27 protein-coding genes are annotated in these 25,865 nt (G+C 63.0%); 20 read left to right on the top strand and 7 right to left on the bottom strand.

The features are described from left to right. Nucleotides 1-229 precede the first annotated feature (229 nt). The 3 genes from ABIB57_RS17810 (at nucleotide 230) to sciP (ending at nucleotide 3,125) form a co-directional block, all read left to right on the top strand. Nucleotides 230-1,777, top strand: coding sequence for a flagellar hook-length control protein FliK (locus tag ABIB57_RS17810; protein ID WP_354042524.1), 1,548 nt, complete (start codon nucleotides 230-232; stop codon nucleotides 1,775-1,777). Nucleotides 1,778-1,786: 9 nt separating this feature from the next. Further along, nucleotides 1,787-2,473 (top strand): flagellar hook assembly protein FlgD, encoded by a 687-nt coding sequence (locus ABIB57_RS17805; protein WP_354042523.1) that lies wholly within the window; start codon nucleotides 1,787-1,789, stop codon nucleotides 2,471-2,473. A 373-nt stretch (nucleotides 2,474-2,846) separates the two neighbouring features. Further along, entirely contained in the window at nucleotides 2,847-3,125 is a 279-nt protein-coding gene (gene sciP, locus ABIB57_RS17800) for a CtrA inhibitor SciP (RefSeq protein WP_192658665.1), read from the top strand. Nucleotides 3,126-3,356: 231 nt separating this feature from the next. Here the strand turns inward: sciP and ABIB57_RS17795 are convergent, their stop codons facing one another. Beyond that, nucleotides 3,357-3,986, bottom strand: a complete 630-nt coding sequence (locus tag ABIB57_RS17795) for a glutathione S-transferase family protein (protein ID WP_354042522.1) — start codon at nucleotides 3,984-3,986, stop codon at nucleotides 3,357-3,359. 159 nt (nucleotides 3,987-4,145) lie between these two features. Here ABIB57_RS17795 and fliF point away from each other — a divergent pair, with 159 nt between their 5' ends. The 7 genes from fliF (at nucleotide 4,146) to ABIB57_RS17760 (ending at nucleotide 12,490) form a co-directional block, all read left to right on the top strand. Beyond that, a complete protein-coding gene (gene fliF, locus ABIB57_RS17790) occupies nucleotides 4,146-5,786 on the top strand; it encodes a flagellar basal-body MS-ring/collar protein FliF (protein WP_354042521.1) in 1,641 nt (546 codons plus the stop codon). Nucleotides 5,787-5,788: 2 nt separating this feature from the next. Then, the gene (fliG, locus tag ABIB57_RS17785; RefSeq protein WP_354042520.1) at nucleotides 5,789-6,868 is read left to right on the top strand and encodes a flagellar motor switch protein FliG; all 1,080 of its coding nucleotides are present in this window, start codon (nucleotides 5,789-5,791) and stop codon (nucleotides 6,866-6,868) included. 3 nt (nucleotides 6,869-6,871) lie between these two features. Then, nucleotides 6,872-7,525, top strand: coding sequence for a FliH/SctL family protein (locus ABIB57_RS17780; RefSeq protein ID WP_354042519.1), 654 nt, complete (start codon nucleotides 6,872-6,874; stop codon nucleotides 7,523-7,525). Nucleotides 7,526-7,581: 56 nt separating this feature from the next. Next, entirely contained in the window at nucleotides 7,582-7,875 is a 294-nt protein-coding gene (fliN, locus tag ABIB57_RS17775; protein WP_354042810.1) for a flagellar motor switch protein FliN, read from the top strand. Nucleotides 7,876-7,886: 11 nt separating this feature from the next. Continuing rightward, a complete protein-coding gene (gene flbD, locus ABIB57_RS17770; RefSeq protein WP_354042518.1) occupies nucleotides 7,887-9,251 on the top strand; it encodes a sigma-54-dependent transcriptional regulator FlbD in 1,365 nt (454 codons plus the stop codon). Between the two features lie 175 nt (nucleotides 9,252-9,426). After that, nucleotides 9,427-11,562, top strand: coding sequence for a flagellar biosynthesis protein FlhA (gene flhA, locus ABIB57_RS17765; protein ID WP_354042517.1), 2,136 nt, complete (start codon nucleotides 9,427-9,429; stop codon nucleotides 11,560-11,562). A 1-nt stretch (nucleotide 11,563) separates the two neighbouring features. Next, the gene (locus ABIB57_RS17760; RefSeq protein WP_354042516.1) at nucleotides 11,564-12,490 is read left to right on the top strand and encodes an aminoglycoside phosphotransferase family protein; all 927 of its coding nucleotides are present in this window, start codon (nucleotides 11,564-11,566) and stop codon (nucleotides 12,488-12,490) included. 43 nt (nucleotides 12,491-12,533) lie between these two features. On the opposite strand, the gene ABIB57_RS17755 is transcribed toward ABIB57_RS17760, so the two are convergent. Then, on the bottom strand, nucleotides 12,534-13,010 hold the full coding sequence (locus tag ABIB57_RS17755) for a redoxin domain-containing protein (RefSeq protein WP_354042515.1): 477 nt from the start codon (nucleotides 13,008-13,010) through the stop codon (nucleotides 12,534-12,536). A gap of 68 nt (nucleotides 13,011-13,078) precedes the next feature. Between ABIB57_RS17755 and ABIB57_RS17750 the strand changes: the two genes are divergently transcribed. Next, nucleotides 13,079-13,726, top strand: a complete 648-nt coding sequence (locus ABIB57_RS17750; protein WP_354042513.1) for a TetR/AcrR family transcriptional regulator — start codon at nucleotides 13,079-13,081, stop codon at nucleotides 13,724-13,726. Nucleotides 13,727-13,736: 10 nt separating this feature from the next. Here the strand turns inward: ABIB57_RS17750 and ABIB57_RS17745 are convergent, their stop codons facing one another. Then, nucleotides 13,737-14,441 (bottom strand): glutathione S-transferase N-terminal domain-containing protein, encoded by a 705-nt coding sequence (locus ABIB57_RS17745; protein WP_354042512.1) that lies wholly within the window; start codon nucleotides 14,439-14,441, stop codon nucleotides 13,737-13,739. A gap of 156 nt (nucleotides 14,442-14,597) precedes the next feature. Between ABIB57_RS17745 and ABIB57_RS17740 the strand changes: the two genes are divergently transcribed. The 5 genes from ABIB57_RS17740 (at nucleotide 14,598) to ABIB57_RS17720 (ending at nucleotide 18,511) form a co-directional block, all read left to right on the top strand. Then, on the top strand, nucleotides 14,598-15,662 hold the full coding sequence (locus tag ABIB57_RS17740; protein WP_354042511.1) for a zinc-binding metallopeptidase family protein: 1,065 nt from the start codon (nucleotides 14,598-14,600) through the stop codon (nucleotides 15,660-15,662). Between the two features lie 34 nt (nucleotides 15,663-15,696). Beyond that, a complete protein-coding gene (locus tag ABIB57_RS17735; protein WP_354042509.1) occupies nucleotides 15,697-16,104 on the top strand; it encodes a GFA family protein in 408 nt (135 codons plus the stop codon). 15 nt (nucleotides 16,105-16,119) lie between these two features. Next, complete coding sequence (locus tag ABIB57_RS17730) at nucleotides 16,120-16,560, top strand: GNAT family N-acetyltransferase (protein ID WP_354042508.1); 441 nt, start codon at nucleotides 16,120-16,122, stop codon at nucleotides 16,558-16,560. A gap of 341 nt (nucleotides 16,561-16,901) precedes the next feature. Then, nucleotides 16,902-17,516, top strand: coding sequence for a PRC-barrel domain-containing protein (locus tag ABIB57_RS17725; RefSeq protein WP_354042507.1), 615 nt, complete (start codon nucleotides 16,902-16,904; stop codon nucleotides 17,514-17,516). 68 nt (nucleotides 17,517-17,584) lie between these two features. Then, the gene (locus ABIB57_RS17720; RefSeq protein ID WP_354042506.1) at nucleotides 17,585-18,511 is read left to right on the top strand and encodes a PRC-barrel domain-containing protein; all 927 of its coding nucleotides are present in this window, start codon (nucleotides 17,585-17,587) and stop codon (nucleotides 18,509-18,511) included. 266 nt (nucleotides 18,512-18,777) lie between these two features. Here the strand turns inward: ABIB57_RS17720 and fliJ are convergent, their stop codons facing one another. Then, complete coding sequence (gene fliJ / locus ABIB57_RS17715; RefSeq protein WP_354042504.1) at nucleotides 18,778-19,191, bottom strand: flagellar export protein FliJ; 414 nt, start codon at nucleotides 19,189-19,191, stop codon at nucleotides 18,778-18,780. 52 nt (nucleotides 19,192-19,243) lie between these two features. After that, the gene (gene fliI, locus ABIB57_RS17710; protein ID WP_354042503.1) at nucleotides 19,244-20,572 is read right to left on the bottom strand and encodes a flagellar protein export ATPase FliI; all 1,329 of its coding nucleotides are present in this window, start codon (nucleotides 20,570-20,572) and stop codon (nucleotides 19,244-19,246) included. A gap of 397 nt (nucleotides 20,573-20,969) precedes the next feature. Here fliI and ctrA point away from each other — a divergent pair, with 397 nt between their 5' ends. The 3 genes from ctrA (at nucleotide 20,970) to ABIB57_RS17695 (ending at nucleotide 23,195) form a co-directional block, all read left to right on the top strand. Continuing rightward, entirely contained in the window at nucleotides 20,970-21,671 is a 702-nt protein-coding gene (ctrA, locus tag ABIB57_RS17705; RefSeq protein WP_299725014.1) for a response regulator transcription factor CtrA, read from the top strand. A 215-nt stretch (nucleotides 21,672-21,886) separates the two neighbouring features. Beyond that, nucleotides 21,887-22,744 (top strand): alpha/beta fold hydrolase, encoded by an 858-nt coding sequence (locus ABIB57_RS17700; RefSeq protein ID WP_502914422.1) that lies wholly within the window; start codon nucleotides 21,887-21,889, stop codon nucleotides 22,742-22,744. A 22-nt stretch (nucleotides 22,745-22,766) separates the two neighbouring features. After that, nucleotides 22,767-23,195 (top strand): YciI family protein, encoded by a 429-nt coding sequence (locus ABIB57_RS17695; RefSeq protein WP_354042502.1) that lies wholly within the window; start codon nucleotides 22,767-22,769, stop codon nucleotides 23,193-23,195. 64 nt (nucleotides 23,196-23,259) lie between these two features. Here ABIB57_RS17695 and rpoH read toward each other — a convergent pair whose 3' ends face one another. Both rpoH and ABIB57_RS17685 read right to left on the bottom strand, forming a co-directional pair. After that, complete coding sequence (gene rpoH, locus ABIB57_RS17690) at nucleotides 23,260-24,144, bottom strand: RNA polymerase sigma factor RpoH (protein ID WP_354042501.1); 885 nt, start codon at nucleotides 24,142-24,144, stop codon at nucleotides 23,260-23,262. A 293-nt stretch (nucleotides 24,145-24,437) separates the two neighbouring features. Further along, nucleotides 24,438-25,466, bottom strand: a complete 1,029-nt coding sequence (locus ABIB57_RS17685) for an RluA family pseudouridine synthase (protein ID WP_354042499.1) — start codon at nucleotides 25,464-25,466, stop codon at nucleotides 24,438-24,440. Between ABIB57_RS17685 and ABIB57_RS17680 the strand changes: the two genes are divergently transcribed. Further along, nucleotides 25,465-25,818, top strand: coding sequence for a DUF6476 family protein (locus ABIB57_RS17680; RefSeq protein ID WP_354042498.1), 354 nt, complete (start codon nucleotides 25,465-25,467; stop codon nucleotides 25,816-25,818). The genes ABIB57_RS17685 and ABIB57_RS17680 overlap by 2 nt on opposite strands. The last annotated feature ends 47 nt before the right edge of the window (nucleotides 25,819-25,865 follow it).

Below are 25,865 nucleotides of genomic sequence, written 5' to 3'. Positions count from 1 at the left end.
GCGGATAGCTGTGGCGGCGCTTTTACGCCTTTCGCCCTGCCCCCGCAACCACCCGGCAGCTTTTGCCGCAAGGCCAACATTTGCTGCCGCGTCCGGGCTGCTCGGCGGCCGCGCCTAGTGCGCAACCTTGCGACAAGCCGCTGATAATGAACCAAATTTTTAAGACCACCCGACTTGGCAAGGCGCTTGCATTGTCTGGTTTGGATTAGTCTCAGTAAAGGCCGCTATCGTGGCAAGTCATCTCACCGTTTCCACCGCCGCCAATCCCGGGGTCACCGTCAAAGGCCTCAATGCGCAGGCCAGCGCTGCCCCCAAGGACGCCTTCGCGGCGCTGCTTGGCGACGGCGCGCCGGCCGAGGCAACCAACGAGCCGGCCAAGACCGCCACGGTGGCGCTTGCCGCCGGAGGCTTGGTCGACCTGGCTCTCGGCCAGGATGGCGGCACTGGTGAAAAGCCCGACGAAACCCCAGACCCTGTCGCGGTACCCATCGACGCGGTGGTGCCGATCCAGCAGCCAGTATCGCCCCAGACCCTGCTGGCCGGGATCATCGACGGCCTGACCGCCTTGCGCGCCGCCGCGCAGAACGGGCAGGTGCCCTCGGCCGACGATCTGGCCAAGCTCAACAAGAGCCTCGAAGCCCTGGCGGGTGCCTTGGGCCTGTCGCTCGACGATCTGCCTAGCATGGACGACTTGGCCGCGATGGCGGCCAAGCCCCTGGCGCCCGGCGCCACGCCGGAAGATCAGTTGATCGCCACGCTGGCTCCCCTGACCCAGGGCGTCCTGGCCGACGCCACCAAAACCGCCGCCACCGATGTGGCCGCAGCCGACCAGCTCAAGGCAATCGGCGACAAACTCGCGGCCTTGCTCAAGGGTCTTAGCGGCGGCGCCGTCGACCTCGACGCCATGGCGGGCAATGATGACAAGGCCCCACTCGGGCCTGAACTGCAGGCCGCTCTCGATCGCCTGCTCAAGCCCGCCGCCGCCACCATCGCGGCAGCCAGCACCGCGCAGGTGTTCACGGCGCCCAAGCTCGAAATCACCGAGCCAACCTTGGCCGGCAAGCCAACGGATGCAACCGCGGCGACGGACGCGCCCGACACTTCGGCCACGCCGGTCTCAACGAAGACCATCGATCCGGTGGTCAAGGCCGATGCGGACACTGCCCAAGCTCAGGATCAGCGTGGCAAGCTCAAGGACGCCAAGCTCGACGCCGTCGTGGCCGCCAGCGCCAAGGCCGCCGATACGGCGCCCGACGTCACCACCGTACCAACCACCATCCACACCGCAACGCGCATCGAGGCGACGCCCGGTCCGCGTCCGGTGATCGCCGGCTACCAGACCAGCCAGCAGCAGCTCAACCTGCCCCAGATCGCGTTCGAACTGGTGCGACAGGTCAATGACGGCAATTCGCGCTTCCAGATGCGGCTCGATCCGCCCGAGCTGGGCAAGATCGACGTGCGGCTCGATATCGACCGCACCGGCCAGGTTACCGCCCGCCTCACCGTGGAAAAGGCCGAAACGCTCGACCTGATGCAGCGCGACCAGCGCGGGCTGGAAAAGGCCTTGCAGCAGGCCGGCCTCGACAGTTCCAAAACCAATCTCGAATTTTCGCTGAAGCAGAACCCCTTCGCCGGCAGCCAGCAGGGCCAGGACCGCGGCGGGAACCAGCCGGCTTTCGGCGGCGACAGCATGGCCGAAGCCGATGAGGCGCCGGCGCCTCAGATCAACCTCTACCGCGCGAGCCTGTCGGCAAGCGGCGTCAACATTATCGCCTAGGAGCACACCATGGCAGTCAGTCCCCTCGCCGGCAGCAGCGGCACCAATCCCAACGCACCAGCGGTCGCGTCGCGCGCCGGCATCGCCGACAATTTCGACACGTTCCTGAACATCCTGACCACCCAGCTGAAAAACCAGAACCCGCTGGATCCGATGGATACCAACCAGTTCACCCAGCAATTGGTGCAGTTCACCGGCGTCGAACAGCAGCTCAAGTCCAACACCTATCTTGAGGCGTTGATGAACGCGAGCCAGAGCGCGAACAAGACTGATGCCGTCTCCTACATCGGCAAGGAAGTAACGGCCTCGGGCACCACCGCTACACTCAAGGCCGGCGGCGCCTCCTGGGCCTACAACGCGGCCGCCAATGCCTCCGATGCCAAGGTCACCATCAAGAACGCGGCGGGCCAGGTGGTCTATTCGGAGAGCGGTTCGCTCAATGCCGGCCCCGGCAACTTCCTGTGGGACGGCGTCGGCTCGGACGGCCAGACCAAGCCGGACGGCGTCTATACCATCACCATCGACGGCAAGAACCTGAACGGCGCCAACGTTGCCGTCAACACCTCCACCGTGGGTGTCGTGACGGCCGTGGACTTCTCTGGCGCCGAGCCGATCCTGACCGTCGGCTCCTCCAAAATCCGCCTATCGGACGTCACCGCCGTCAAGGTTCCGACCGCGGCGCCACCAGCCAGCTGAGCCGGACACGGCCGTTAACCACAAGGCGCCCTGCGGGGCGCCTTTTTTGTTGGGCTGACTAAGCCTGGATCGTGGCTTTGTACTCCCACCCAACCTCCCTCTGGCAGGGGGAGGGGTTCGGCCGGTGGCTAGGCGCGATCGAAGGTGCGAGTGGAGGGAATTCCTCCCTACCAGGGGAGGCTAGGTGGGGGTGACGCTTCACAATCATTGAGGCGGCTTCTTAGGCGGCGCGGCCATCCACGCCTCCATGTCCCCGATTCATCCCTCTGAAATCCCAGATCATTCTTAACCTGTTGTAAGTTTCCCCTTAGTCGAATTTTAAGGGCAGTGCCGTAGTCTTCAGCCTATATGGTCAGGTTGAGTAGAGAGTAAAATGACCGTACAAATGCGACCTCGCGTTAAGTACGTTATCGGGCCGGACGGAAGTCCGCTCACGATCGCAGATTTGCCCCCGAAGAATACTCGGCGGTGGGTCATTCGACGAAAAGCCGAAGTCGTCGCTGCTGTGCGCGGCGGGCTGCTCAGCCTCGAAGAGGCCTGCGCTCGCTACACATTGAGCGTCGATGAATTTCTCAACTGGCAGGCTGCCATCGACAAGCACGGTCTTGCCGGTTTGCGCACCACCTGGATCCAGCACTATCGAGAAGGCTGAGCCAAAGGCTCATCCCAGAAATTCAAAACCCGCCCTGGCAGAACGCCTGGGCGGGTTTTGCTGTTTTGGGGCATGATCGTTCCAAGCCACCCCCCTGTTCTTCCCGCGGGCCTCTCTCCCACACACCACATTCAGCGCCGGCTGACAGTGGCCCGCGGGTCAAGCCCGCGGGAAGGAGGGTGGATGGGGAAGCCATTTTCCAGCCGGGCCCGCGGGCAGGCAAAATTCCGCTCAGGGCGTCCCTGCCCCCATCCAGGCTTTCCCCGCCTTCCGCTCCCTCACCCGCTCGTAATATTCCGTCACCGCGGGCAGTACGATCGTCTTGTCGAACGGCGTCAGGAACCAGCGGTGCACCGACAGGCCGATGGCGATATCGGCCAGCGTGAATGCCGGTCCGGCGACAAAACCCTCGCCCTGGGCCAGATGCGCCTCCAATAGCTGCATCTTGATGCCCCATTTGGCGATCGAGTCGGCAATCTTGGCCTGGTCGTCATAGCCCGGCGTGTGGCGGACCAGCGCGTTGACCGCGTAGCCCCAGGGCGGATTGAGTTCGGTGGCCTGCCAGCCCAGCCATTGATAGACCCGGGCCCGCATATGGGGCGCGGCGATCCACAGAGTCTCCTGCCCGTAAAGCTCGGCCAGATAGAGCAGGATTGCATTGCTTTCCCAGAGCACGAAATCGCCGTCCAGAATGACGGGCACCTGCCCGTTTGGGTTGAGCGCCAGATATTCCGGAACGTTCGGGTCGCGCACGGGCAGGCCCCAATCCTCGCGCTCATAGGCCAGCCCGATCTCGCCCAATGCCCACAAAACCTTGCGCACATTGATCGAGGTCACGCGGCCCAGCACTCGCAACGTCATATGTTCATCTTTCTCTCACTCTACCCGGCAGTTTTTGCCGGAATTTGCAAACTGCGACAGAACGTTAAGACAATGTTTACCATTCACTAGGTAATTTTTGCCTAACGGCGGATTTGCGCATTCGCGTCGAAAACGTCTGTTCGGAATCGAGTATTCGGCTTGGAAAATATAACCAATCTCATCAACCGCATCGGCCTGCCCCGGCTCGCCGCCATGGCCGTTGTAGCAGCCCTCATGCTCGGTTTCTTCGGCTTTCTGGTGATGCGGGCCTCCACGCCCACTTTGGCCCCGCTCTACACCGGCCTGTCGCTCGAAGATTCTTCGGCCATCGTCACCGAATTGCAAACCCTCAATGTGCCGTTCGAACTGCGCGGCGAAGGCGACACCATTTTGGTGCCGCGCGACCAGATCACCACGCTGCGCATGAACCTGGCCGGCTCGGGCCTGCCCACCAAGGGCCAGGTTGGATACGAGATTTTCGACCAGCAGGGTACGCTGGGCGCCACCAGCTTCGTGCAGAACATCAACAATGTCCGCGCGCTTGAGGGCGAACTGGCCCGCACCATCGGCTCGCTGGCCCGCATCAAAAGCACCCGTGTGCATCTGGTGCTGCCCGAGCGCCAGCTGTTCAGCCGCACCACCAAGGAGCCATCAGCCTCCATCGTGGTCGGCGTGCGCGGGGAATTGTCGGCCGGCGAAATTCGCGCCATCCAGCATCTCGTGGCTTCCGCCATCGAGAGCATGAGCCCCAACCGCGTTTCCATCGTCGACGATGCCGGCACGCTGCTCGCCTCGGGCACCGAAGACGGCGAGACCGGCGCGCTGTCCGGCGAGGCCGCCGAAAAGACCCTCGGCTACGAAACCCGCGTCCGCACCCGTGTCGAGGACATGCTGGCCAATGTGGTCGGCGCCGGCCGGGCCCGCGTCGAGGTCACCGCCGAGATCGATTTCAACCGCTCCACCGTCACCTCGGAATCCTTCGATCCCGAAAGCCAGGTGGTGCGTTCGACCCAGACCAGCGAAAGCGAAAACCTCGCCAATGGCACCGATGGCCAGGTCAGCGTCGCTAACGAGCTGCCCGGCGCCAGCGCCACCCCGGCCGCTGCCGGCGCCACCGAAAAGGGCACGAGCTCGCAGGAAGTCGTCAATTACGAGATTTCCAAGAAGACCGAAACCGCCGTCACCGAAGCGGGCAATATCAAGCGCCTGTCGGTCGCCGTGGTGGTCGATGGCGTCTATTCCACCGATGCCTCGGGCAACCCGGTCTATACGCCGCGCACCCCCGACGAAATCGCCCAGCTTCTGACTCTCGTCCGCTCGGCAGTCGGCTACTCCGAAGCGCGTGGCGACAGTGTCGAAGTGGTCAACATGCAGTTCGCCGATCGGCCCGCAGTGGCCGGCGACGGTACCGACGCCAAATCCGGTCTCTTCGACTTCACCCGCGATGACATCATGAACGGCGCCCAGATGGCCGTGACCCTCTTGATCGCGCTGGCCCTGGTGTTCTTCGTGATGCGCCCGCTGCTCAAGAAGGCGCTGGCCAGCGAAAAGATCGAGCCGCTGGCTTTGCCCTCGGGCGCCGAGCTGGGTGGTCAGGCCATGCTGACCGCCGGTGGCCATCTGGTGCCGGTCGAGAGCTTCGACGACGAGCCGCGCGACAAGACCCCCGCCTGGGTCGCCAATGCCAAGTCGATGGGCGAAGCCCAGCTCAATACCCTTCGTACCGTCGGTACGCTGGTCGAGGAAAACCCCAAGCAGGCCGCATTGATCGTGCGTGGCTGGCTGAGTAACGCAGCGTAACCATGGCTCTTGTATCCCAATCCGGCAACGCTCTCGAAACCGCCAAGCCGTCAGGCCAGCTCGTGCTGGGTGGCGACGCCAAGCAGCGCGTCCTCACTGGCGATGAAAAGGCGGCCGCCCTGCTGCTGGCGCTCGGCCCCGAATACGGCAAGCCCATTTTCGCCGAACTCGACGAACTCGAGATCAAGGCGCTGTCGCGCGCCATGGTGACCCTGGGCCCTATCACCCAGGAAATGCTCGATAGCCTGATGATCGAGTTCGTCACGGTGATTTCCTCCAACGGCAACCTGGCGGGCAATTCCGACAGCACCGAGCGCCTGCTGCTGTCGTTCCTGCCGCCCGAGCGGGTGGATTCCATCATGGCCGAAATCCGTGGCCCGGCCGGCCGCGACATGTGGGAAAAGCTCTCCCACGTGCCCGAAGACGTGCTCGCCACCTACCTCAAGAACGAATATCCCCAGACCATCGCCGTGGTGCTGTCCAAGATTGCCACCGAGCATGCCAGCAAGGTGCTGGCCGTGCTGCCCGAAGAGCTGGCCATGGACGTGGTCCAGCGCATGCTGGGGCTCGATCCGATCCAGAAGGAAATCCTGGAAAAGATCGAGAGCACGCTGCGTATCGAATTCATGTCGACACTCAGCCACACCACGCGCCGCGACAGCCACGAACAGATGGCCGAAATCTTCAACTCCTTCGATCGCCAGACCGAAGCGCGGTTCCTGACGACGCTGGAAGAGAACAATCGCGAGGATGCCGAGCGCATCAAGGCGCTGATGTTCACCTTCGAGGATTTGGGCCGGCTCGAACCCTCCGCCATCCAGACGCTGCTGCAGCGCATGGAAAAAAAGGAACTGGCCCTCGCCCTCAAAGGCGCCAACGAGGCGGTCAAGGATTTCTTCTTCGCCAATATGTCGGCACGCTCGGCCAAGCTGCTCAAAGACGATATGGAGGCCATGGGCGCGGTGCGCCTCAAGGATGTCGACGAGGCGCAGGGCCGCATGGTCTCGACCGCCAAGGACCTCGCCGCCAAGGGCGAGATCGTCATCATGAAATCCAAGTCCGACGATCAGATGGTGGCCTAAGCTATGGCACAGCCCGCCCGCTTCACCTTCGATCTCGACCTTGCCAGCCGCCCGGCCGCGCCCAAGCTGGTGCACCAGCCCATGGTGCCCGAGGACCTGGTTGCCCAATTGATGGCCCAGGCCCGCGAAGAGGCCTATGCCGAAGGCATGGCCGCCGGCGAGCGCAATGCGACCGCTTATTCGGCCCAGACCATGGCGACCGCAGCTACGGCGCTGGCCGCCCGAACCGCCGAAATGGTCGCTTCGCTCGATGATGCCAATGCGGCCAACCTGCGCGAGTCGGTCGAACTGGCCGCCAGCATCGGCCGTAAGCTCGCCATGCACCTGCTGGCCCGCTATCCGGCGGTCGAACTCGACGCGCTGATCGCCGAATGCATGGCCAGCCTCGAGCACGTCCCTCATCTGGTCATCCGCTGCAATCCCGACATCGCCGACAGCGTGCGCGATATCGCCACCGGCCACATGTCCAGTTCGGGCTTTGCGGGTCGCTTGGTGGTGCTCGGCGACCCCGATATCCGGCTCGGCGATGGCCGGCTCGAATGGGTCGAAGGGGGCCTCGTACGCGACATCAATGCGATCTCAAAGCAGATCGATTCCAAGATTTCAGCCTACCTCGCCGCCCGTAGCGGCCAAAGCCAAGAGGACGAACACCCATGAGTGCTGATGTTCCCGACGACGATATCACCACCGCCGACCCGACAAGCTTCGAGGAAATGAACGCGCCCGCCGCCGGCGGTGAATTCAGCGGCGGCTATATCGAACGCACTGCCGCCGATCTCGAAGCCGTCTTCGACGTGCCGGTGCGCATTTCGGTCGTCCTCGGCCGCACCAAGATGCCGGTGTCCCAACTGCTGAAGCTGGATACCGGCACCATTATCGAACTCGACCGCCAAGTGGGGGAAGCCGTCGAGATATTCATCAATGATCGCCTGGTGGCGCGCGGAGAAATCGTGCTGGTGGAAAACCGGCTCGGCGTCACGATGACCGAGATCATCAAGCCGCAATAGGAGGAGCCGTTATGAGACTATTGATCGTCGGAGCCCTCGAAGGCCAACTCAGCGAGGCCACCAAGCTCGCCATGCAGGGCGGCGCCAAGGTTGCCCACGCCCCATCCATCGAAATCGCGCTGGCGTCCTTGCGCGCCGGGCGTGGTGCCGATCTGCTGCTGGTCGATGTCATGATGGACATTGCCGGCCTGATCGCGGGCCTGGAAGCCGAACGCATCTCCATTCCCCTCGTCGCCTGTGGCGTCGAGACCAATGCCGCCGCGGCCGTCAACGCCATCCGTGCCGGCGCCAAGGAATATATCCCGCTGCCGCCCGATGCCGAGCTGATCGCCGCCGTGATCGCCGCCGTCGCCCGCGACGCCACCGATTTCCTGTTCCGCGACCCCGCCATGGAGCGCGTCGTGCGCATGGCCGACCAGATTGCCGGCTCAGACGCCTCGATCCTGATCACCGGCGAGAGCGGCACCGGCAAGGAAGTCATCGCCAAATACGTGCATTCGCGGTCCAAGCGCGCCAACAAGCCGTTCATTTCGATTAACTGCGCCGCCATTCCCGAGGCGTTGCTCGAAAGCGAGCTGTTCGGCCATGAAAAGGGTGCCTTCACAGGCGCCGTCGCCCGCCGCATCGGCAAGTTCGAGGAAGCCAATGGCGGCACGCTGCTGCTGGACGAAATCTCCGAAATGGATTTCCGCCTGCAGGCCAAGCTGCTGCGCGCCATCCAGGAACGCCTGATCGACCGCGTCGGCGGGGCCAAGCCCGTGCCGGTGGATATCCGCATTCTTGCTACCTCCAACCGCAATCTCAACGATGCGGTCCGTGGCGGCACCTTCCGCGAAGACCTGCTGTTCCGCCTCAACGTCGTCAACCTCAAGCTGCCGCCACTGCGCGACCGTCCGGGCGACATCGCGGCGCTGTCGGAACACTTCGTTGCCAAGTATTCCAAGGCCAATGGCCTGCCGCCGCGCTCGCTGTCCCCGGCTGCCCGTGATGCGCTGCTGCATGCGCCCTGGCCGGGCAATGTGCGCGAGCTGGAGAATACGCTGCACCGCGCCGTGCTGTTGTCCTCGGGCGATGTCATCGGCCCCGACGCCATCCTGATGCCGGACGGCACCGGGCTGGCCGAGGCGGCGCAGGCCCATACGCTGTCCTCGCAGCTCACCCACACCGCCGAGACCATGTCGCAAGCCCTGGTTGGCCGCACCGTGGCCGATGTCGAGCGCGACCTGATCCTGGATACGGTCAGCCACACGCTGGGCAACCGCACCCATGCAGCCACCATCCTGGGCATCTCGATCCGGACCCTCCGCAACAAGCTCAACCAGTATTCGGACGAAGGCACCTATGTGCCCGGCCCCGGCGAACAGCGGGTCGCGTAGTGCCTAACTTTGCCCGGCAGACCCCCTCCCTGGCCCTCCCCGCAAGGGGGAGGGTGACATCGAGCGCTGGGCACGATTTCTCCACATCCACCGGCCCCACCCTTCCCCTTGCGGGGAGGGCTAGGGAGGGGGTTCTCTCCACCCACCACGAACTCTCAGTCGGACACCCACCTGCATGACCGACATCGTTCCCAGCGGCAAAATTCCCGGCCCGGCCTTCAAGATTCCGAGCTTCAACTCGGTTTTCAACATTGTCCGCTCGGGCGACATAGCGCTCGCCACCTGTGTGATGGCGATCATCGTCATCCTCATCCTGCCGATGCCGCCGGTGCTGCTCGATGGGCTGCTGGCCATTTCGATCGTCTTTTCCGTCATGATCCTGATGACGGCCCTGTTCATCCAGAAGCCGCTGGAATTTTCGTCCTTTCCCACGGTGCTGCTGATCGCCACCATGCTGCGGCTGGGCCTGAACCTCGCCACCACCCGCCTGATCTTGAGCGAAGGCCACAACGGCACCAGCGCCGCCGGCCACGTCATCGAGGCTTTCGGCAATTTCATCACCCGCGGCAATTTCATCATCGGCGTGGTGGTGTTCGCGATCCTGGTGATCGTCAACTTCATCGTCATCACCAAGGGCTCGGGCCGTATCGCCGAAGTGGCGGCGCGCTTCAACCTGGATGCCATGCCCGGCAAGCAGATGGCCATCGACGCCGATCTGAGCGCCGGCCTGATCGACGAAACCACCGCCAAGGCCCGCCGCGCCGAACTCGAAGGCGAAAGCGCCTTCTTCGGTAACATGGACGGTGCCAGCAAGTTCGTGCGCGGCGACGCCATTGCGGGCCTGATCATCACCTTCATCAACGTCATCGCCGGCATGATCATCGGCGTGATGCAGGAGGGCCTGACCTTCCAGGAAGCCGGCAACGTCTATACTTTGCTGACCATCGGCGATGGCCTGGTCTCGCAGATTCCGGCGCTGATCGTCTCCACTGCAGCCGGTATCCTGGTGTCCAAGTCCGGCGTGACCGGGTCGGCCGACAAGGCGCTGACCGCCCAGTTCACCGGCTATCCCAAGGCGCTGGGCATGTCCTCGGCCGTCATGGTGCTGCTGGCTTTCCTGCCCGGCATGCCGATCATTCCCTTTATCGGCATTGCGGGCGTCGTCGGCTATCTGGCCTGGCGCTCCATGGCCGGCAAGGACAAGAAACTGGCCGAGGCCGCCCTCGCCGCACTGACCGCCAACCCGGCTTCCGCCAGTTCCGGCCCCAGCGAACAGCCGATCACCGACAGCCTCAAGATCGACGAGCTCAAGCTCGAACTCGGCTATGGCCTGCTGGGTCTGGTCAAGGAAGACGAGAACGGCTCCGATCGCCTGACCGAGCAGATCAAGGCGCTGCGCCGCCAGCTCGCCATGGAACTCGGCTTCATCATGCCGCCGGTGCGTATCCTGGACAACATGCAGCTCGAGCCCAACGACTATAAGGTGCGCATCAAGGAGGTCGAGGCCGGCCACGGCCAGATCTGGGCCAACCAGTTGATGGTGATGGACCCCATGGGCCGCGAGATCAACCTGCCGGGCCACCACACCACCGAGCCCACCTTCGGCCTGCCTGCGACCTGGATCGAGCCAGCTCTGCGCGACGAGGCCGAACTGCGGGGCCTGTCGATCATCGATCCGTCGACGGTGATCTCGACGCACCTGACCGAAGTGCTCAAGGCCAATGTGGCGGACCTCCTGAGCTACGCCAATGTGCAATCGCTGCTCTCGGGCCTGCCCAAGGAACAGCAAAAGCTGGTCGAGGACATCGTTCCCGGCATGATCTCGGTGTCGGGCATCCAGCGTGTGCTGCAGGCCCTGCTCAACGAGCGCATTTCGATCCGCGACCTGTCGACTATTCTCGAAGGCGTCGCCGAAATCGCCGGGCCGGGCCGCTCGACCCAGGTGATCGCCGAGCATGTCCGCTCGCGCCTGGCGCGGCAACTCTGCGCCTCCAATCTGGGTCCGGACGGTAACCTGCCGCTGCTGACGCTGTCGCCGCAATGGGAGCGCGATTTCGCCGAGGCGATGGTGGGCGACGGCGACAACCGCCATCTCGCCATGGCGCCCTCGCGCCTGCAGCAGTTCATCGTCGGCGTACAGCAGGGCTATGAGCGCGCCGCCCAGATGGGCGAGCTGCCGGTACTGATCACCTCGCCCTCGATCCGCCCGCATGTCCGCGCCATCGTCGAGCGGTTCCGGCCACAGACCGTGGTGATGAGCCAGAACGAAGTGCATCCGCGTATCCGACTGAAGACCATCGGCAGCGTGTGAGATGAGCGGCAAGACCTTCCCGGTCCCCGATCTCGTCCGCCGCCGGGCGGTGTCCGAAGGCAGCGAGGGCCTTGCGTGGCTCTCATCGCTCGACAGCACTCTGGCCAGCCTCGAACACGACTGGAACCTGACCATCGGCCCCCCCCTCGACGGGGGCAGCGCCGCCTTCGTCGCCGAGGCGAGGACCTCACGCGGCGAGAGCGTCGTGGTCAAGGTTAGCACCCCGGCCACGGCGGCGCATCGTCATGAGGTGGATGTGCTGCACGCCGCTGCGGGCAAGGGCTATGTCACACTGCTGCGCCACCATGCGCCGCGCCGGGCCATGCTGCTGGAACACCTTGGCGCCCGGCTTGAGACGAGTGGCCTGTCCTATGAGCACCAGGTCAACATTGTCTGCGCCACCCTGCTCGAGGCCTGGATGCTGGTGCCGGCCGGCATGACATTTCCCACCGGTGCCGACAAGGCCAACGCGCTGGGCAGCGACATCGTCCGGCTATGGAACGAAACGGGGCAACCGTGCTCGTCGGCCCTTATCGACAAGGCCCTGCTCTATTGCCGCGACCGCGCTGCCAGCTACCGGCGCGAGCATGCAGTGCTGGCCCATGGCGACCCGCATCCGGCCAATATCCTCGCTGTCCCCGGCAAGGATCGCTTCAAGTTTATCGACCCCGATGGCATCGCGATCGAACCGGCCTATGACCTCGGCGTGCTGCTGCGCGCCTGGGACGAGGGGGTGGGTGGCCGGCATGCCCATGACATCGCCCGCAGCCACGCCCGCCACCTCGCCACCCGCACCCAGGTCTCCGCCGAGGCGATCTGGCAATGGGGATTTATCGAACGCGTCTCCACAGGGCTGCTTCTGCTGCAACTGGGCGAGCACGCCAGCGCCCGGCAATTCCTGGCAATCGCGGAAACCCTCCTCGGCTGAAGCGATTGGCGGATGGCATTCTCAGCCACCCGCCTCCAATCCGTCAGGCATGCCCCTTGGCATAGGCAACCAGGCCGAGCACGTCATCGGGCACCAGCCGTCCGATCGCCGCGCTGGAATAGACGGCGTTTACCACCGCGCCATTGGGAGCCAGTACGAAGCCGGTCGTTTGCAGATATCGCGGGTCCGCATTGGTATAGGCGCCGGTGGCGGCTGCAACCAAATCCACATTGGCACTGTGTCCGACCGGAAAGGTCAGCCCGTGCTTGGCGACCAGTGCAGCGGTCGTCGTCTCGTCATCGACCGAGAAGGCTGCAACCTTGATGCCGTTCTCGGCAAATTTTTCGGCCGCACGCCCGAAGGACGCCAGTTGCGCATTGCAATAAGGGCACCAGGCGCCGCGATAGATCAGCACGACGCCGAACTCACCCGCAAGCGCTCCGGGCAATTTGAGCGTCCCGCCGCCAATGGCAGGGATTTCGAGATAGGGAAACATTTGGCCGTTTTGAAGCAGTGGCACCGGGCGCATCCTCAAGATTGGACTAATCGGTCCATAAATCTCCGGATGAATTGGACTGTCAAGTCCAATTGCGCTATCGTACTGACATGACCGTGATCGCTCCCTCAGCACCCATCCATTTGACCGCGCGCGGCGCCGCCACCAGGGCGCGCATTATCGCGACGGCAGCGGACCTCATCGGCGCCCACGGCGTCGGCGGCACCAGTCTCGATGACGTCATGGCGGCCAGCACGGTCAGCAAATCCCAGCTTTATCATTACTTTGCCGACAAGGACGCGCTGATCCGCGAGGTCATCACCCTGCAGACGAGCCGCGTGCTGGCCGCGCAACGATCGTTGATGGTGACACTGGATTCGCTGGCCGACTTGCGCCGGTGGCGCAACAGCATGGTGGACATGAACAATGCCGTCGGAGGCAAGGGCGGTTGCCCGATCGGCTCCCTCGCCAATGAATTGGCCGACCATTCCGAATTGGCTCGCACCATTCTGGCTGGCAGCTTTGAGTCGTGGGAGGCCCAGATCGCCGAGGGCTTGGACCGCCTCAGTACCCGAGATGCGCTGCGGCCGGGCGCCAATGTGCCCGATATCGCCACCGCCGTCCTGAGCGCCATCCAGGGCGGCCTGCTCCTGGCCAAGACGACGCGGACCACGCGACCGCTGGAACTGGCACTCGACATGGCGCTCCGCCATGTCGAGGACCATTTGGTGATGGCCTGACCGCCCGGTTTTATGCCCGTGCGGGGATGTTCAGGCCCCGTGCAACCGCCGGCCGCGCCAGCAGGCGCTCGACCCAGGCGGGCACGGCGGTAAGCTCGTTATATTTGGTGATCTCGCCGGCCTCGTAGAAGCCGTTGATGTTGCGAACCCAGCCGATCAGCGCGATATCGGCGATGGTGTACTCGTCGCCCATGATGAACTGCCGGCCGGTCAGGCGCGTTTCCAGCACCTTGAGCAGCCGCTCGCTTTCGGCGCGATAGCGCTCGAACGGGCGCTTGTCCTCGAATTCCTTGCCGGCGAACTTGTGGAAGAAGCCGAGCTGCCCGAACATCGGGCCGACGGCCGCCATCTGGAACATCACCCACTGGATGACCTCGTAGCGCGCAGCCGGATCGGTGGGCAGCAGCTTGCCGGTTTTCTCGGCTAGATAGAGGAGGATAGCGCCCGACTCGAACAGGCCCAGCGGCTTGCCGCCCGGCCCGTTCGGGTCGATGATCGCCGGAATCTTGCCGTTGGGGTTGAGCGACAGATATTCGGGGCCCCAGGTCTCGTTCTGACCGATATTGATCGAATGGGCCTCGTAGGGCAGCCCAATTTCCTCGAGCATGATCGAGACCTTGACCCCGTTGGGTGTTGGCGTCGAATAGAGCTGCAGGATATCGGGGTTCTGCGCCGGCCAGCGCTTGGTGATCGGGAAAGCGGACAGATCGGTCATGGGGGGAGTCTCCAGTTTGGCGCGGAGACTAGGCGAGGCACCGTGGCCCGGCAAGGCGGCACACAATGGTGCCCGTACCAGGGGAGGTGATCGCGCAATGCGGCTTGGAACCAGCCCCGCGCCCAGCCATTATCGCAGCACAGACCGGGGCCAATCATGAAACTTTTCGCCTGCGACCATTGCGGCAATACCGTCTATTTCGAGAACACGCTGTGCGAGCGCTGCGGGCACCAACTCGGCTATGTGCCAGAGCGCAATGCGCTTGTGTCGCTAGTCGAGGACGGCGGTCTATGGTCCAGCCCGGCCATCCATGACGAGTCTTTCGTGTTCTGCGCCAATGCGCAGTTCGGCGCCTGTAACTGGCTGATCCCCGCCATTCCGGGCGGGGAAATCTACTGCGCCGCCTGCCGCCATAACGAGACCATTCCGGCCGTCGATGCGCTGCTCAATTTGAACCGCTGGCAGATCATCGAGCGCGCCAAAAAGCGCCTGTTCTATTCCCTGCTGCGCCTCAGGCTGCCGCTGCACACCCGTGCCGAGGATCCGGCGCATGGCCTCAGCTTCCGTTTCCTCGCCGACCTCCCGGTCGCGGCGCAGCCGGTGATGACCGGCCATGAGGGCGGCGTCATCACCATTGCGCTGGCTGAAGCCGACGACGCCACCCGCGAGGCTCGGCGAACCGCGATGGGCGAGCCCTACCGCACCCTGCTCGGCCATTTCCGTCACGAGATCGGCCATCATTATTGGGATTTGCTGGTCGCCGACGGTCCCGATGTCGATCGCTGCCGTGCCCTGTTCGGCGACGAGCGGCAGGATTACGGCATCGCGCTGCAGAACTACTATGCCAATGGCGCCCCCGTGGGCTGGCCGCAGACCCATATCAGCGCCTATGCCACCGCCCATCCCTGGGAGGATTTCGCCGAAACCTGGGCGCATTACCTGCACATCACCGACACCGTGGAAATGGCCGCCGATTTCGGCGTTCGCGCTACGCCCCGCGTCGATGACGATGGCAGCCACGCCGTCCGGCTCGATTTCGACCCTTTCGGCGCGGCCGGCATCGAGCCCATCGTCGCTCACTGGGTGCCTCTGGCGTCCCTGCTCAATAATCTCAACCGCACCATGGGCCTGCCCGACGCCTACCCGTTCATCCTCACGCCCGCGGTGATCGAAAAGCTGGGGTTTGTGCATGGTCTGGTGCATGCTAAGGGGCGGCGATAGATTGCCCCGATAAGGATTTATTGCGAGGTGCGCCATGGCTTCCAGAACCGCGAGCTGTAGCTGCGGCCAGTTGTCCATTGAAGTGGAAGGCGAGCCGGGTGGCGTTGGCGTGTGCCACTGCCTAGCCTGCCAGCGCCGCACTGGCAGCGTCTTTGCGGCGCTGGCGGGCTTTTCCACACCCTATAAGGTAACCGGCACCGCGACCGAATATGTGCGAACCGGCGATCACGGCGCCAGGTTCCGGTTTCGCTTCTGTCCAGTCTGCGGCAGCACGGTGTTTCATACAGAGGAAGGCTATGAGGACAGGTTCGTGGCTGTCGCCGTGGGCGCATTTGCCGATCCGAGCTTTCCCCCGCCCCAGGATTCGGTCTACGACTGTCGCCGCCATCCATGGGTTCAGCTCCCGGCCGGCGTAATCGTCTACGACAAAGACCCCACCTGACCATCGAGTTGCCCAATGACCTCCGACGTTACGATTCTGCGCGTCCCCGCCTTTTCCAGCCTGTGCAATGCCGCCTTCAACGTGCGGCGCGAGGTGTTCGTGTGGGAGCAGAACGTGCCCGAGGAACTTGAACACGACGAGTACGACGCCACCGCCACACACTTCGTTGCCATCACCGAGGGCGAGGTGGTGGGCACGCTGCGCATTGTCGATCTGCCCGAGCATGCCAAGATCGGCCGCGTGGCGGTACGCCAGCGCTTTCGCGGCCGCGGCGTCGCCAAGGCGATGATGCAGGCGGCCATGGCCTTCGCCCGCGACAACGGCCAGGAAAGGATCTACCTGACCGCCCAGACCGACAAGCTGGGCATGTATGAAAAGCTCGGCTTCGTGGCCTTCGGCGATATTTTCGACGATGCCGGCATGCCCCACCGCGCCATGCGGACTTACGATATCTGATCGGTTGCGTTAACCAGTTAGCAACCGCTTAACGCTGAACGGCGGCAGCGCGTGTGCTGTCGTCATCGCTCCGCTATTGTGGCCTATGTCAGGAGCCGTGCGCGCATATCGCTGCTAGTTTCGAGAACAAAAAACGATAACCGCCTGGGAGGCGGAAAGGGCCGGCCTCGATTTACGAGGGCCGGCCTTTTCAATTTCTGTCGCTTTGGGACAGGACGTCGCAGCGGGGAACGATTGCCGCCGATGTCACGTTGTCGAAGCAATGGGCGATGCGGCACGCTACCGGAAAGTTTTGCGCCGCACCGCCCGTTCATCTTAACAATGAACCTACGGAGCTTACTATGATCCGCACCCTTCTGACCACTACCGCAATCTCAGTGCTGCTGACCGCGGGCGTTATCGCCCAGGACGCCGCACCTGCGTCGGCAGCCCCCGCACCGATGGATGCCCCTGCGGCTCCCGCTGCTCCAATGGAACCTGCGGCTCCTGGCGCTGCGGTAGAGTCCGGCGCCATGGAAACCACCCACACCGACACGCCTTGGGATATGTCCGCGGGTTACGTTGCCGTTGATAGCGACAACCTGGCATCCGAGTTGATCGATCAGTCGATCTATTCCTCGACCGGCGATGACGCCGAAGACATCGGCAAAGTCACCGATCTCATCTTCAGCAAGGATGGCATGATCTCTGGCGTTGTCGTGGGTGTCGGCGGCTTCCTCGGCATTGGCGAGAAGTCTGTTGCCGTACCGTTCAACCTGCTTGAATTCACGGTCGCCGCCGACAATACCGAGCGCTGGGTTGTTCCCACCACCAAGGATGCCCTGACTGCGGCCCCTGACTTCGTCTGGCAGAAAGATGAGCCGGCCGATGCCAATACCGCCCCGGCCGATACGACTGCTCCTGCCGGCGCCATGGCGCCTGCCGATACCACGACGCCCGCTCCAGCCGTCAAGTAATCCTGACGGCAGCCAAGCAACGAGGCCGGCCCTTCGGGGTCGGCCTTCGCCCATCAAGGAACCTTTCCATGCGTCACGCACTGCTTGCCCTGCCCGCCTTCGTGCTGCTGCTCGCCGCTCCCGCCTTGGCCCAGCAGGCAGCGCCGCCTGCCGCCGCTCCCAGCGAGCTGGAACAAAGCGGGCTGACGCCGCCGACCATTCTCTCCGAGGGCTATTCGACCCACGGCCAGGACACGCTGGTGACGCGGCTCTTGGGTCAGAAGGTTTATTCCAGCGTTGCCGACGACGCCAAGGAGATCGGCACCATCAGTGACATGGTGGTGACCTCCGGCCAGGGCATTTCGGCCGTGGTCATCGGCGTGGGCGGCTTTCTGGGCATCGGCACCAAGGATGTGGCTATCGATTTCGCCCAGCTCGAATGGGCCGAGCGTCAAGACGGCAGCCGCCGTTGGGTACTCGATACCACCGCCGAAGAACTGACCGCCGCACCGGCCTTCATCTGGACCGACAGCGAGGAGGCCAAAGGCCCCGCGATGACGCCCGAACAGGAACAAGAGCAGATGGCCCCCGGCGACCCCAATGCAGCGCCGGCCGATCCGGACGAGACCACAGACCAGCCCGACCGTCCGGTGATCAGCATCCCGGTGGACCGTACCGGACTGACCGACTTCGACGGCAGCACCCTGACCGCCGACGAACTGCGCGGTACGGGCGTTTATGGAATCGATGACGAGCCTATCGGCAGCATCAGCGATGTGGTGCTGACCCCCCAGGGCGGCATTGATGCGCTCGTGGTCGATGTCGGCGGCTTCCTGGGGCTTGGCGCCAAGCCGGTCGCCGTGGGTTTTGACAAGCTCAGCTTCTCCGCCGACACCAGCGGTACGCGCTATCTGTTCATCAATGCCAGCCGTGGGCAGCTCGAAGCGCAGGTGCCGTACGACCCGGCGACTTATGCGGCGGATCGGGCTAACCAGCGGATGGTGATTACGCCGTAACGTTGGGCCGGGGCAGGTTGGAAACCGTGCCGGATGGCGCACCATCCACAGGCCTTCCCGCGGGCTTGACCCGCGGGCCGCTCTCAACACGGCACAAGCGGCGAGAGGCCCGCGGATCAAGTCCGCGGGAAGGCCGGTAGGTGTGTGGCTTGCGGTGCAAAACACCGGGCTGGTTTTCAGAACGCCTCTCTATTTGCGCCGTATTTGCGCCTCCCCCAAACGAAAAGGCCCGCTCATGCGGGCCTTAAGCGTCGATCCGAAATCGTTTACTGGCTGCGGAACCGGAGCCGGCCGATTTCGTCGTATTCGGCTTGCTCGACCTTGAGCTGCTCGACGGCTTCGCGCTGATGTTCGCGCTGGTCCAGCAGTTCGACCTTCTTGAGGTCCTCGATGGCTTCGGCCAGAGCGTCCTGAGCCGTTTCCAGCTTTTCGCGCATGTCGTTGGCGGAGGCGATCAGGTTGTCGCGCCGCGCCAGAGCTGCCTTGGCGAAGGTCGAATAGGCAAAATGGGCGACATCGGAAATGCCGGTCTTGGTCTGCTCGATTTCGATCTGCTGATCCAGTTCGCCCGCCATGCGGACGAAGTCGTTGACCATCATTTCGATCTGGGCGACCTGACGCCGCTTTTCGTCCACCTGGAACTTCTTGAGCCTGATGAGGCTCTCGCTGCGCGATTTCACGACCCGTACTCCTTACACACCAAGTCAGTTCCGGGGCGCGAACACCGCCCCATCAAACCGTCGCACTTGCCGCCTCGACAATCGCCTCGAGCTGCTTATAGCCCTCGGCCAGCGTCGTCGTCTCTTCCCGCTCCTGGCTCAAAAAAGCCTCGAGTGCCGGGTAGACGGCAATCGCGCGGTCCACTTTCGGATCTGACCCTTTCCGGTATGCCCCCAGCCGGATCAGCTCCTCCATGTCGGAATAAATCGACATGAGCTCGCGCGCCTTGGCCAGGACCGGTCGAAAATTGACCGGAACGCACCCTGGCATGGTGCGCGATATGGACCTTAGCACATTGACGGCGGGGTAACGTCCCCGCTCGGCAATTCCGCGCTCCATCACGATATGCCCATCGAGAATACCGCGAACGGCATCGGCAATGGGCTCATTGTGATCATCACCTTCGACCAAAACGGTAAATAGTCCGGTAACAGAGCCCGAATTTACCGTCCCCGGGCCCGCCCGCTCCAATAAACGTGGCAATTCTGTGAACACGGTGGGCGGATAGCCCTTGGCGGTGGGGGGTTCGCCGATGGCGAGACCGATCTCGCGCTGCGCCATGGCGAAGCGTGTCAGGCTGTCCATCATGCAGAGGACGCGCTTGCCCTGGTCACGGAAGAACTCGGACAGCGCCAATGTCATGTACGCCGCCTGCCGCCGCATCAGCGCCGCCTCGTCCGAGGTGGCAACGACGACGACGGCGTGCTGGATGCCGATTTCGCCGAGATATTCCTGGACGAACTCCTGCACCTCGCGGCCGCGCTCGCCGATCAACCCGATCACCGCCACGTCCACATTGGTATTGCGCGCCAGCATACTCATAAGCACGGACTTACCGACGCCCGAACCGGCAAAGATGCCGAGGCGTTGTCCCTCGCAGACGGTAGTAAAGGTATTGAGGCAGCGCACGCCCAGGTCGAGCGGATCGCCGACACGCACCCGGTCATGCGCCAATAGCGGATTCTGTCGCAACGGATAGGGCGTCGCGCCACGCGGCAATGGACCCTTGCCGTCGATCGGCTCGCCATTGGCATTGACGATGCGCCCCAGCCAGCTTTCGGACGGATAGGCCGCCCCGTCATTGCGCTGGAACACCGCCTTGCAGCCCAGCCGTACGCCCGAGAGCTGCCCGAACGGCAGGCACAGCGCATGCCCATCCTTGAAACCGATGATTTCGGAGGCGAGTTCCGCCCCATTGGTGGTTTCGATCGCCACCCGTCCGCCCACCCGCAACTCGCGCACCGGCCCGACGATCTCGATGAGCAGGCCCTGAACGGATTTGACCCGGCCAAAAACCTCCACATCGTCGATCGCGTCGATCGCCGAAGTCAGCGCCTTCATGGTGAACCCCACAGTCTCGATTCGTCTTATGAACCGAATCGGATAGTAACCGATCGTTAAGCAAAAAGCGTTAATGAGACATTTGGAGCCGTCTGTGGTGCGTTTCGCGCCGCCACCCGCTCTACCCCCCAGCCACCAGCAATACCATGAGTCCCGAGAGTCGCTTAAAGGCTCGACTTAAACCATTTTCTTAAGAAAAATGAAGAGAATTAACCGTTAAATTTCAATGACTTAAACTTAATTCATCTTACCTGACTTTGCGTATTGCTCAACCGAATTAAACTTTGTTAACTATTAGGGCTTAGGGTTCAGTCATATCCAGTAGGGTTTGGAGTGAAGCAGGGGTCAGGCCACCAGCTTCGCTGTTCCAGCAGGAACGAATGACAAGGGGAATATAATGCGGGTACTCCTTATTGAGGACGACAGCGCGACAGCGCAAAGCATCGAACTGATGCTGAAATCGGAGAGCTTCAACGTCTACACCACCGATCTGGGTGAAGAAGGCGTCGATCTCGGCAAGCTTTACGATTACGACATTATCCTTCTCGATCTCAACCTGCCCGACATGAGCGGCTACGAGGTGCTTCGCACCCTGCGTGTCGCCAAGGTGCAGACGCCCATCCTGATCCTGTCAGGCCTGGCGGGCATTGAGGACAAGGTTCGCGGTCTGGGCTTCGGCGCCGACGACTACATGACCAAGCCCTTCCATAAAGACGAACTCGTGGCCCGCATCCACGCCATCGTTCGTCGCTCCAAGGGCCACGCCCAGTCGGTCATCTCGACCGGCGAGCTGACCGTCAACCTCGACACCAAGACCGTCGAAGTGATGACCCAGCGCGTGCACCTCACCGGCAAGGAATACCAGATGCTGGAGCTGCTCTCGCTCCGCAAGGGTACGACCCTGACCAAGGAAATGTTCCTCAACCACCTCTATGGTGGCATGGACGAACCCGAACTCAAGATCATCGACGTGTTCATCTGCAAGCTGCGCAAGAAGCTCAGCGTCGCCACCGGCGGCAAGAACTACATCGAAACCGTCTGGGGCCGCGGCTACGTGCTGCGCGAACCCGACGAGCAGGAATATTCCGAGATCGCATAACATCGCGCCGCCCCGTTAGGGCAAATCGCTCCAGTGGAGCGCTTTGAGGCCGAGGCTCACCGCTAACGTCACACCGAACCCCGTGCAGCCTCCCCTGCGCGGGGTTCTGGTTTTTGCGGTTCGATTTTTCCCCGACGCTGTCGAAACGACAGAACGTGGTTCGTCGTGTTGCCAGAAGCGTCACTAGAGTGGCGCCGCAATCCGAGGAACCCCAGATGCGCAAGCTCATCGCCCCACTCGCCGCCGCCGCCAGCCTGCTGGCAGCCGGCGTGGCCCATGCCGAAACCGTCCCCGTCAACGGCATGAACATCTATTACGAGATCAGCGGCGAAGGTGACCCGCTGATCGTGCTGCCGGGCGCCTACATGGCGATCCCCGACATGGGCGAGATTATCCCCATGCTGGCCAAAACCCACAAGGTTATCGCCATGGAATTCCAGGGCCACGGCCGCACCGAGGATATCGATCGCCCCATCACCTATGAGAACCTCGCCGATGACGTCGCCGGCCTGATGGACGCCCTGCATATCGAAAAGGCCGACGTGTTCGGCTATTCCATGGGCGCGGGCGCCGCCATCCAGCTCACCATCCGCCATCCCGAAAAGGTGGATCAACTGATCAGCGCCTCGGCCGGCTACGACATGTCCGGCATGCAGCCGGCCTATACGGCCTTCATTCCGCAGATGAAGCCAGAGATGTTCATTGGCACGCCCATGGAGACCGCCTGGAAGAAGCTGGCCGTCAATCCGGATGGCTTTCCCGCATTCGTCGACAAGATGATCGCGCTCGAACACGAACCACTGGCATGGGAGGCCGGCGTGAAGACCATCAAGAGCCCGGTACTGGTCATCGCCGGCGATAGCGATGTCGTCACGCTTGAGCACGAAGTGGCATTTTTCAAGCTGCTCGGCGGCGGCGTGATGGGCGATATGGGCACGCCGCTGGCCGCCTCACGCCTCGCGATTTTGCCTGCCACCTCGCACACAGCCGTCATCAACCAGCCCGATCTGCTGTTTCGCCTGATCGAACCGTTCCTCCAGGGCGAGACCCCCAAATCCTTCATGGGCATGTAGTCCAACCACAGGAGATATTCCGATGCGCTTCATGATCATAGTCAAAGCCACCGCCGCTAGCGAAGCTGGGGTATTACCGACGTCCCAAGAACTCGCCGAGATGGGCCGTTTCAACGAACAGATGATTGACGCCGGTATCATGCTGGCAGGCGAGGGCGTTCAGGCGTCGAGCAAGGGGAACCGGGTCACATTCGAGCACGGCAAGCCCCTCGTCACGGATGGCCCCTTCGCCGAAACCAAGGAATTGCTCGCTGGCTTCTGGCTGATTCAAGTCAAGGACAAGGCTGAAGCGCTGGAATGGTGCAAACGCATTCCCTTCCGCAACGGCGAGAGCGTCGAACTGCGCCAGGTCTTCGAAGCCGCCGATTTTCCTTCGGACAGCGTCAGCAAGGAACACCTGGACGCCGAACAGGCCTGGCGCGACGCCAATGAAAAGCCGGTCACGCGGTAGCCCGCTCCGCACAAACAAAAAGGCCGCCGGGTGGGGCGGCCTTTAGCATTTCTCGGGGGATCGCTTAAGCGTCGGCGCCGGCCTGGTGGCGGGCGGCGTCCTTGACGGCATCCTGCACCTTTTCAAAGGCGCGCACTTCGATCTGGCGGATACGCTCGCGGCTGACGTCGTATTGCTGAGCCAGCTCTTCGAGCGTCGACGGATTATCCTGCAGGCGGCGCGCCTGGAAGATGGCCCGTTCGCGTTCATTGAGCACTTCCATGGCGCCGTTCAGCAGCCCCATGCGCTCGTTATATTCTTCGCTGTCGCCCAAGCGCGTTTCGGCGCTCGGCGTATCATCGACCAACCAATCCTGCCATTCGGACGAGCCTTCGTCGGCGCGCATCGGCGAGTTGAGCGAGGCATCGCCCGACAGGCGGGCGTTCATCGACACGACTTCCTCGGCCGTCACGTTGAGCGTGGTGGCGATCTGCGCGATCTGGTCGGGATGCAGATTGCCATCGTCGAGCGCAGCGATCTGGCCCTTAACCTTGCGCAGGTTGAAGAACAGGCGCTTTTGCGCGGCGGTGGTGCCGATCTTGACCAGAGACCACGAGCGCAGGACATATTCCTGGATCGCGGCACGAATCCACCACATCGCATAGGTAGCGAGGCGGAAGCCCTTGTCTGGCTCGAAGCGTTTGACAGCATGCATCAGGCCCACATTGCCTTCCGAAATCACTTCGGAAATGGGCAGGCCATAGCCGCGATAGCCCATGGCAATTTTTGCCACAAGGCGGAGATGAGACGTGATCAGGCGCTGGGCAGCGCCCGGATCGGCGTGCTCCTTGTAGCGCTTGGCCAGCATGAATTCTTCGTTGGGTTCCAACATCGGGAACTTGCGGATTTCTTGCAGATAGCGGCTGAGACCGCCTTCGGCGGATAGGACGGGTAGATTAGTCTGGGCCATTAAACGCACCCCTTTCTGGCTCCCCCGCATTCCGCGGGCGGAATGTCTCGCGCCTGTCCGAGAGCGGCACAGGGGGCGAAACGATCTTATATGTATGCAGCAATCCGGCAATTGTAAGGGCTGCCGAACCACAACCAACGTTACAAATTGGATAAGGTTGCAACCTCGCCAAGGCCCTCATCCGGCGCTACGCGCCACCTTCTCCCACAAGGGGAGAAGGGTGACGACTGAGAACTTTCGGCTCCATCCCTTCTCCCCTCGTGGGAGAAGGTGCCCGAAGGGCGGATGAGGGGCTACCGCGCGAACGCCTTGTCGAAATCCTCCAGCGCTTCCTCCAGCGCCTCCAGGTCCGGCGGCAATGGGGCCTCGAACATCATTTCCTCCCCCGTCGTCGGGTGCTCGAAGCCGAGTTCGGCGGCGTGGAGGGCCTGGCGGCCGAGGGCGACGATGGGGCCGGCGACTTCGGGCGGCAGGCGGTTGATCTTGGTGGCGTAGCCGGGGGCGTAGACCAGATCGGAGACCAGGGGGTGGCCGATATAGGCCATGTGGACGCGGATCTGGTGGGTGCGCCCGGTCTCGAGCTGGCATTGAATGCGGGTAATGTCCCAGCCTTCGCCGCCGAAACGGGCTTCGACGGCGTAATGCGTGATCGCCTCGCGGCCGTCCTTGCGTACAGTCTGCTTGAGGCGATTGTTCTGGTCGCGACCAAGCGGGGCCTCGATGGTGCCCTTGCCAGTCTCGGTGGTGCCCCAGACGAAGGCGATATAGGCGCGGTGCAGCGGGCCGGTGCGGCCGTGATCGGCGAACTGGGCAGACAGGTGCTGATGGGCGAGGTCGGTTTTGGCGGCCACCATTACGCCCGACGTATCGCGATCGAGCCGATGCACGATGCCCGGGCGCTTGACGCCGCCGATACCCTGCAGGCTTTCCCCGCAATGGAAGATCAGCGCATTGACCAGCGTGCCATTGGGACTGCCGGGCGCGGGGTGGACCACCATGCCGACCGGCTTGTTGATGACGATGAGCTGGTCGTCCTCGTAAAGGATGTCCAGCGGGATATCCTCGCCTTTGGGCTCGGCATCTTCTGGGGGCGGGGCGATAAGAGTGATTGTCTCTCCGGCCTTGACGCGATATTTGGGCTCGCTGACGACAACGCCGTCGATGGCCACGGCGCCGGTGAGGATCAACTCCTTGAGGCGGCTGCGGCTGAGAACGTCGTGGGCCTTGGCGAGGACAGCATCGAGCCGTCCGCCAGCCTGTTCGGCATCGACGACGACTTCGACTTCATCACCATCGATTTCCTCAATGGGTAGGTCCTGCATGAGCGATCCTCAAAATTCCGGGCCAAACGGGCCAGACGCGGATGCCCCACTGTCGCCCGAGGCGAAGGCCATCCTGAAAAAGGCGCGCCGCTCGTTCGGAATATCGATCGGCATCCTGTTGCTGGGCTTTATCGCGATTGGTTTCGCGCTTGTCTATCGCGTAATGCGCGACAGCCCGCTGCCCGAGGTCGCAGCGAGCGTGGCTATGCCGGCTGGAGCCGAGGTGATTTCGGCCGTGGTGGCGGATGGGACCGTCAACGTGACGTATCGGATTGGTGGTGCGGTGACGCTGGCGCTGTTCGATCAGAAGACCGGGGAATTGACGCGCACCGTGGTGATCGGGGCGAAGTAGGAAGCATCATGCAAGCTTCATGCCTTCATGCAGTAAGCTTCGTATGG

The organism is Devosia sp. UYZn731 (assembly GCF_040546795.1).
GTDB lineage: Bacteria > Pseudomonadota > Alphaproteobacteria > Rhizobiales > Devosiaceae > Devosia.
This window is presented reverse-complemented; position numbering and strand designations above follow the sequence as displayed.

Excerpts from the sequence above, each read along its gene's own strand:
- ABIB57_RS17725 (WP_354042507.1), top strand. The coding sequence starts at position 16,902 with ATGATCCGCACCCTTCTGACCACTACCGCAATCTCAGTGCTGCTGACC.
- ABIB57_RS17680 (WP_354042498.1), top strand. The coding sequence starts at position 25,465 with ATGAGCGATCCTCAAAATTCCGGGCCAAACGGGCCAGACGCGGATGCC.
- sciP (WP_192658665.1), top strand. The coding sequence starts at position 2,847 with ATGACCGTACAAATGCGACCTCGCGTTAAGTACGTTATCGGGCCGGAC.
- ABIB57_RS17740 (WP_354042511.1), top strand. The coding sequence starts at position 14,598 with ATGAAACTTTTCGCCTGCGACCATTGCGGCAATACCGTCTATTTCGAG.
- ABIB57_RS17760 (WP_354042516.1), top strand. The coding sequence starts at position 11,564 with ATGAGCGGCAAGACCTTCCCGGTCCCCGATCTCGTCCGCCGCCGGGCG.
- fliI (WP_354042503.1), bottom strand. The coding sequence starts at position 20,572 with ATGAAGGCGCTGACTTCGGCGATCGACGCGATCGACGATGTGGAGGTT.
- ABIB57_RS17795 (WP_354042522.1), bottom strand. The coding sequence starts at position 3,986 with ATGACGTTGCGAGTGCTGGGCCGCGTGACCTCGATCAATGTGCGCAAG.
- ABIB57_RS17745 (WP_354042512.1), bottom strand. The coding sequence starts at position 14,441 with ATGACCGATCTGTCCGCTTTCCCGATCACCAAGCGCTGGCCGGCGCAG.
- ABIB57_RS17720 (WP_354042506.1), top strand. The coding sequence starts at position 17,585 with ATGCGTCACGCACTGCTTGCCCTGCCCGCCTTCGTGCTGCTGCTCGCC.
- fliG (WP_354042520.1), top strand. The coding sequence starts at position 5,789 with ATGGCTCTTGTATCCCAATCCGGCAACGCTCTCGAAACCGCCAAGCCG.
- ABIB57_RS17695 (WP_354042502.1), top strand. The coding sequence starts at position 22,767 with ATGCGCTTCATGATCATAGTCAAAGCCACCGCCGCTAGCGAAGCTGGG.
- ABIB57_RS17780 (WP_354042519.1), top strand. The coding sequence starts at position 6,872 with ATGGCACAGCCCGCCCGCTTCACCTTCGATCTCGACCTTGCCAGCCGC.
- ctrA (WP_299725014.1), top strand. The coding sequence starts at position 20,970 with ATGCGGGTACTCCTTATTGAGGACGACAGCGCGACAGCGCAAAGCATC.
- ABIB57_RS17730 (WP_354042508.1), top strand. The coding sequence starts at position 16,120 with ATGACCTCCGACGTTACGATTCTGCGCGTCCCCGCCTTTTCCAGCCTG.
- flhA (WP_354042517.1), top strand. The coding sequence starts at position 9,427 with ATGACCGACATCGTTCCCAGCGGCAAAATTCCCGGCCCGGCCTTCAAG.
- ABIB57_RS17685 (WP_354042499.1), bottom strand. The coding sequence starts at position 25,466 with ATGCAGGACCTACCCATTGAGGAAATCGATGGTGATGAAGTCGAAGTC.
- ABIB57_RS17805 (WP_354042523.1), top strand. The coding sequence starts at position 1,787 with ATGGCAGTCAGTCCCCTCGCCGGCAGCAGCGGCACCAATCCCAACGCA.
- ABIB57_RS17700 (WP_502914422.1), top strand. The coding sequence starts at position 21,887 with ATGCGCAAGCTCATCGCCCCACTCGCCGCCGCCGCCAGCCTGCTGGCA.
- fliN (WP_354042810.1), top strand. The coding sequence starts at position 7,582 with ATGAACGCGCCCGCCGCCGGCGGTGAATTCAGCGGCGGCTATATCGAA.
- flbD (WP_354042518.1), top strand. The coding sequence starts at position 7,887 with ATGAGACTATTGATCGTCGGAGCCCTCGAAGGCCAACTCAGCGAGGCC.
- ABIB57_RS17735 (WP_354042509.1), top strand. The coding sequence starts at position 15,697 with ATGGCTTCCAGAACCGCGAGCTGTAGCTGCGGCCAGTTGTCCATTGAA.
- rpoH (WP_354042501.1), bottom strand. The coding sequence starts at position 24,144 with ATGGCCCAGACTAATCTACCCGTCCTATCCGCCGAAGGCGGTCTCAGC.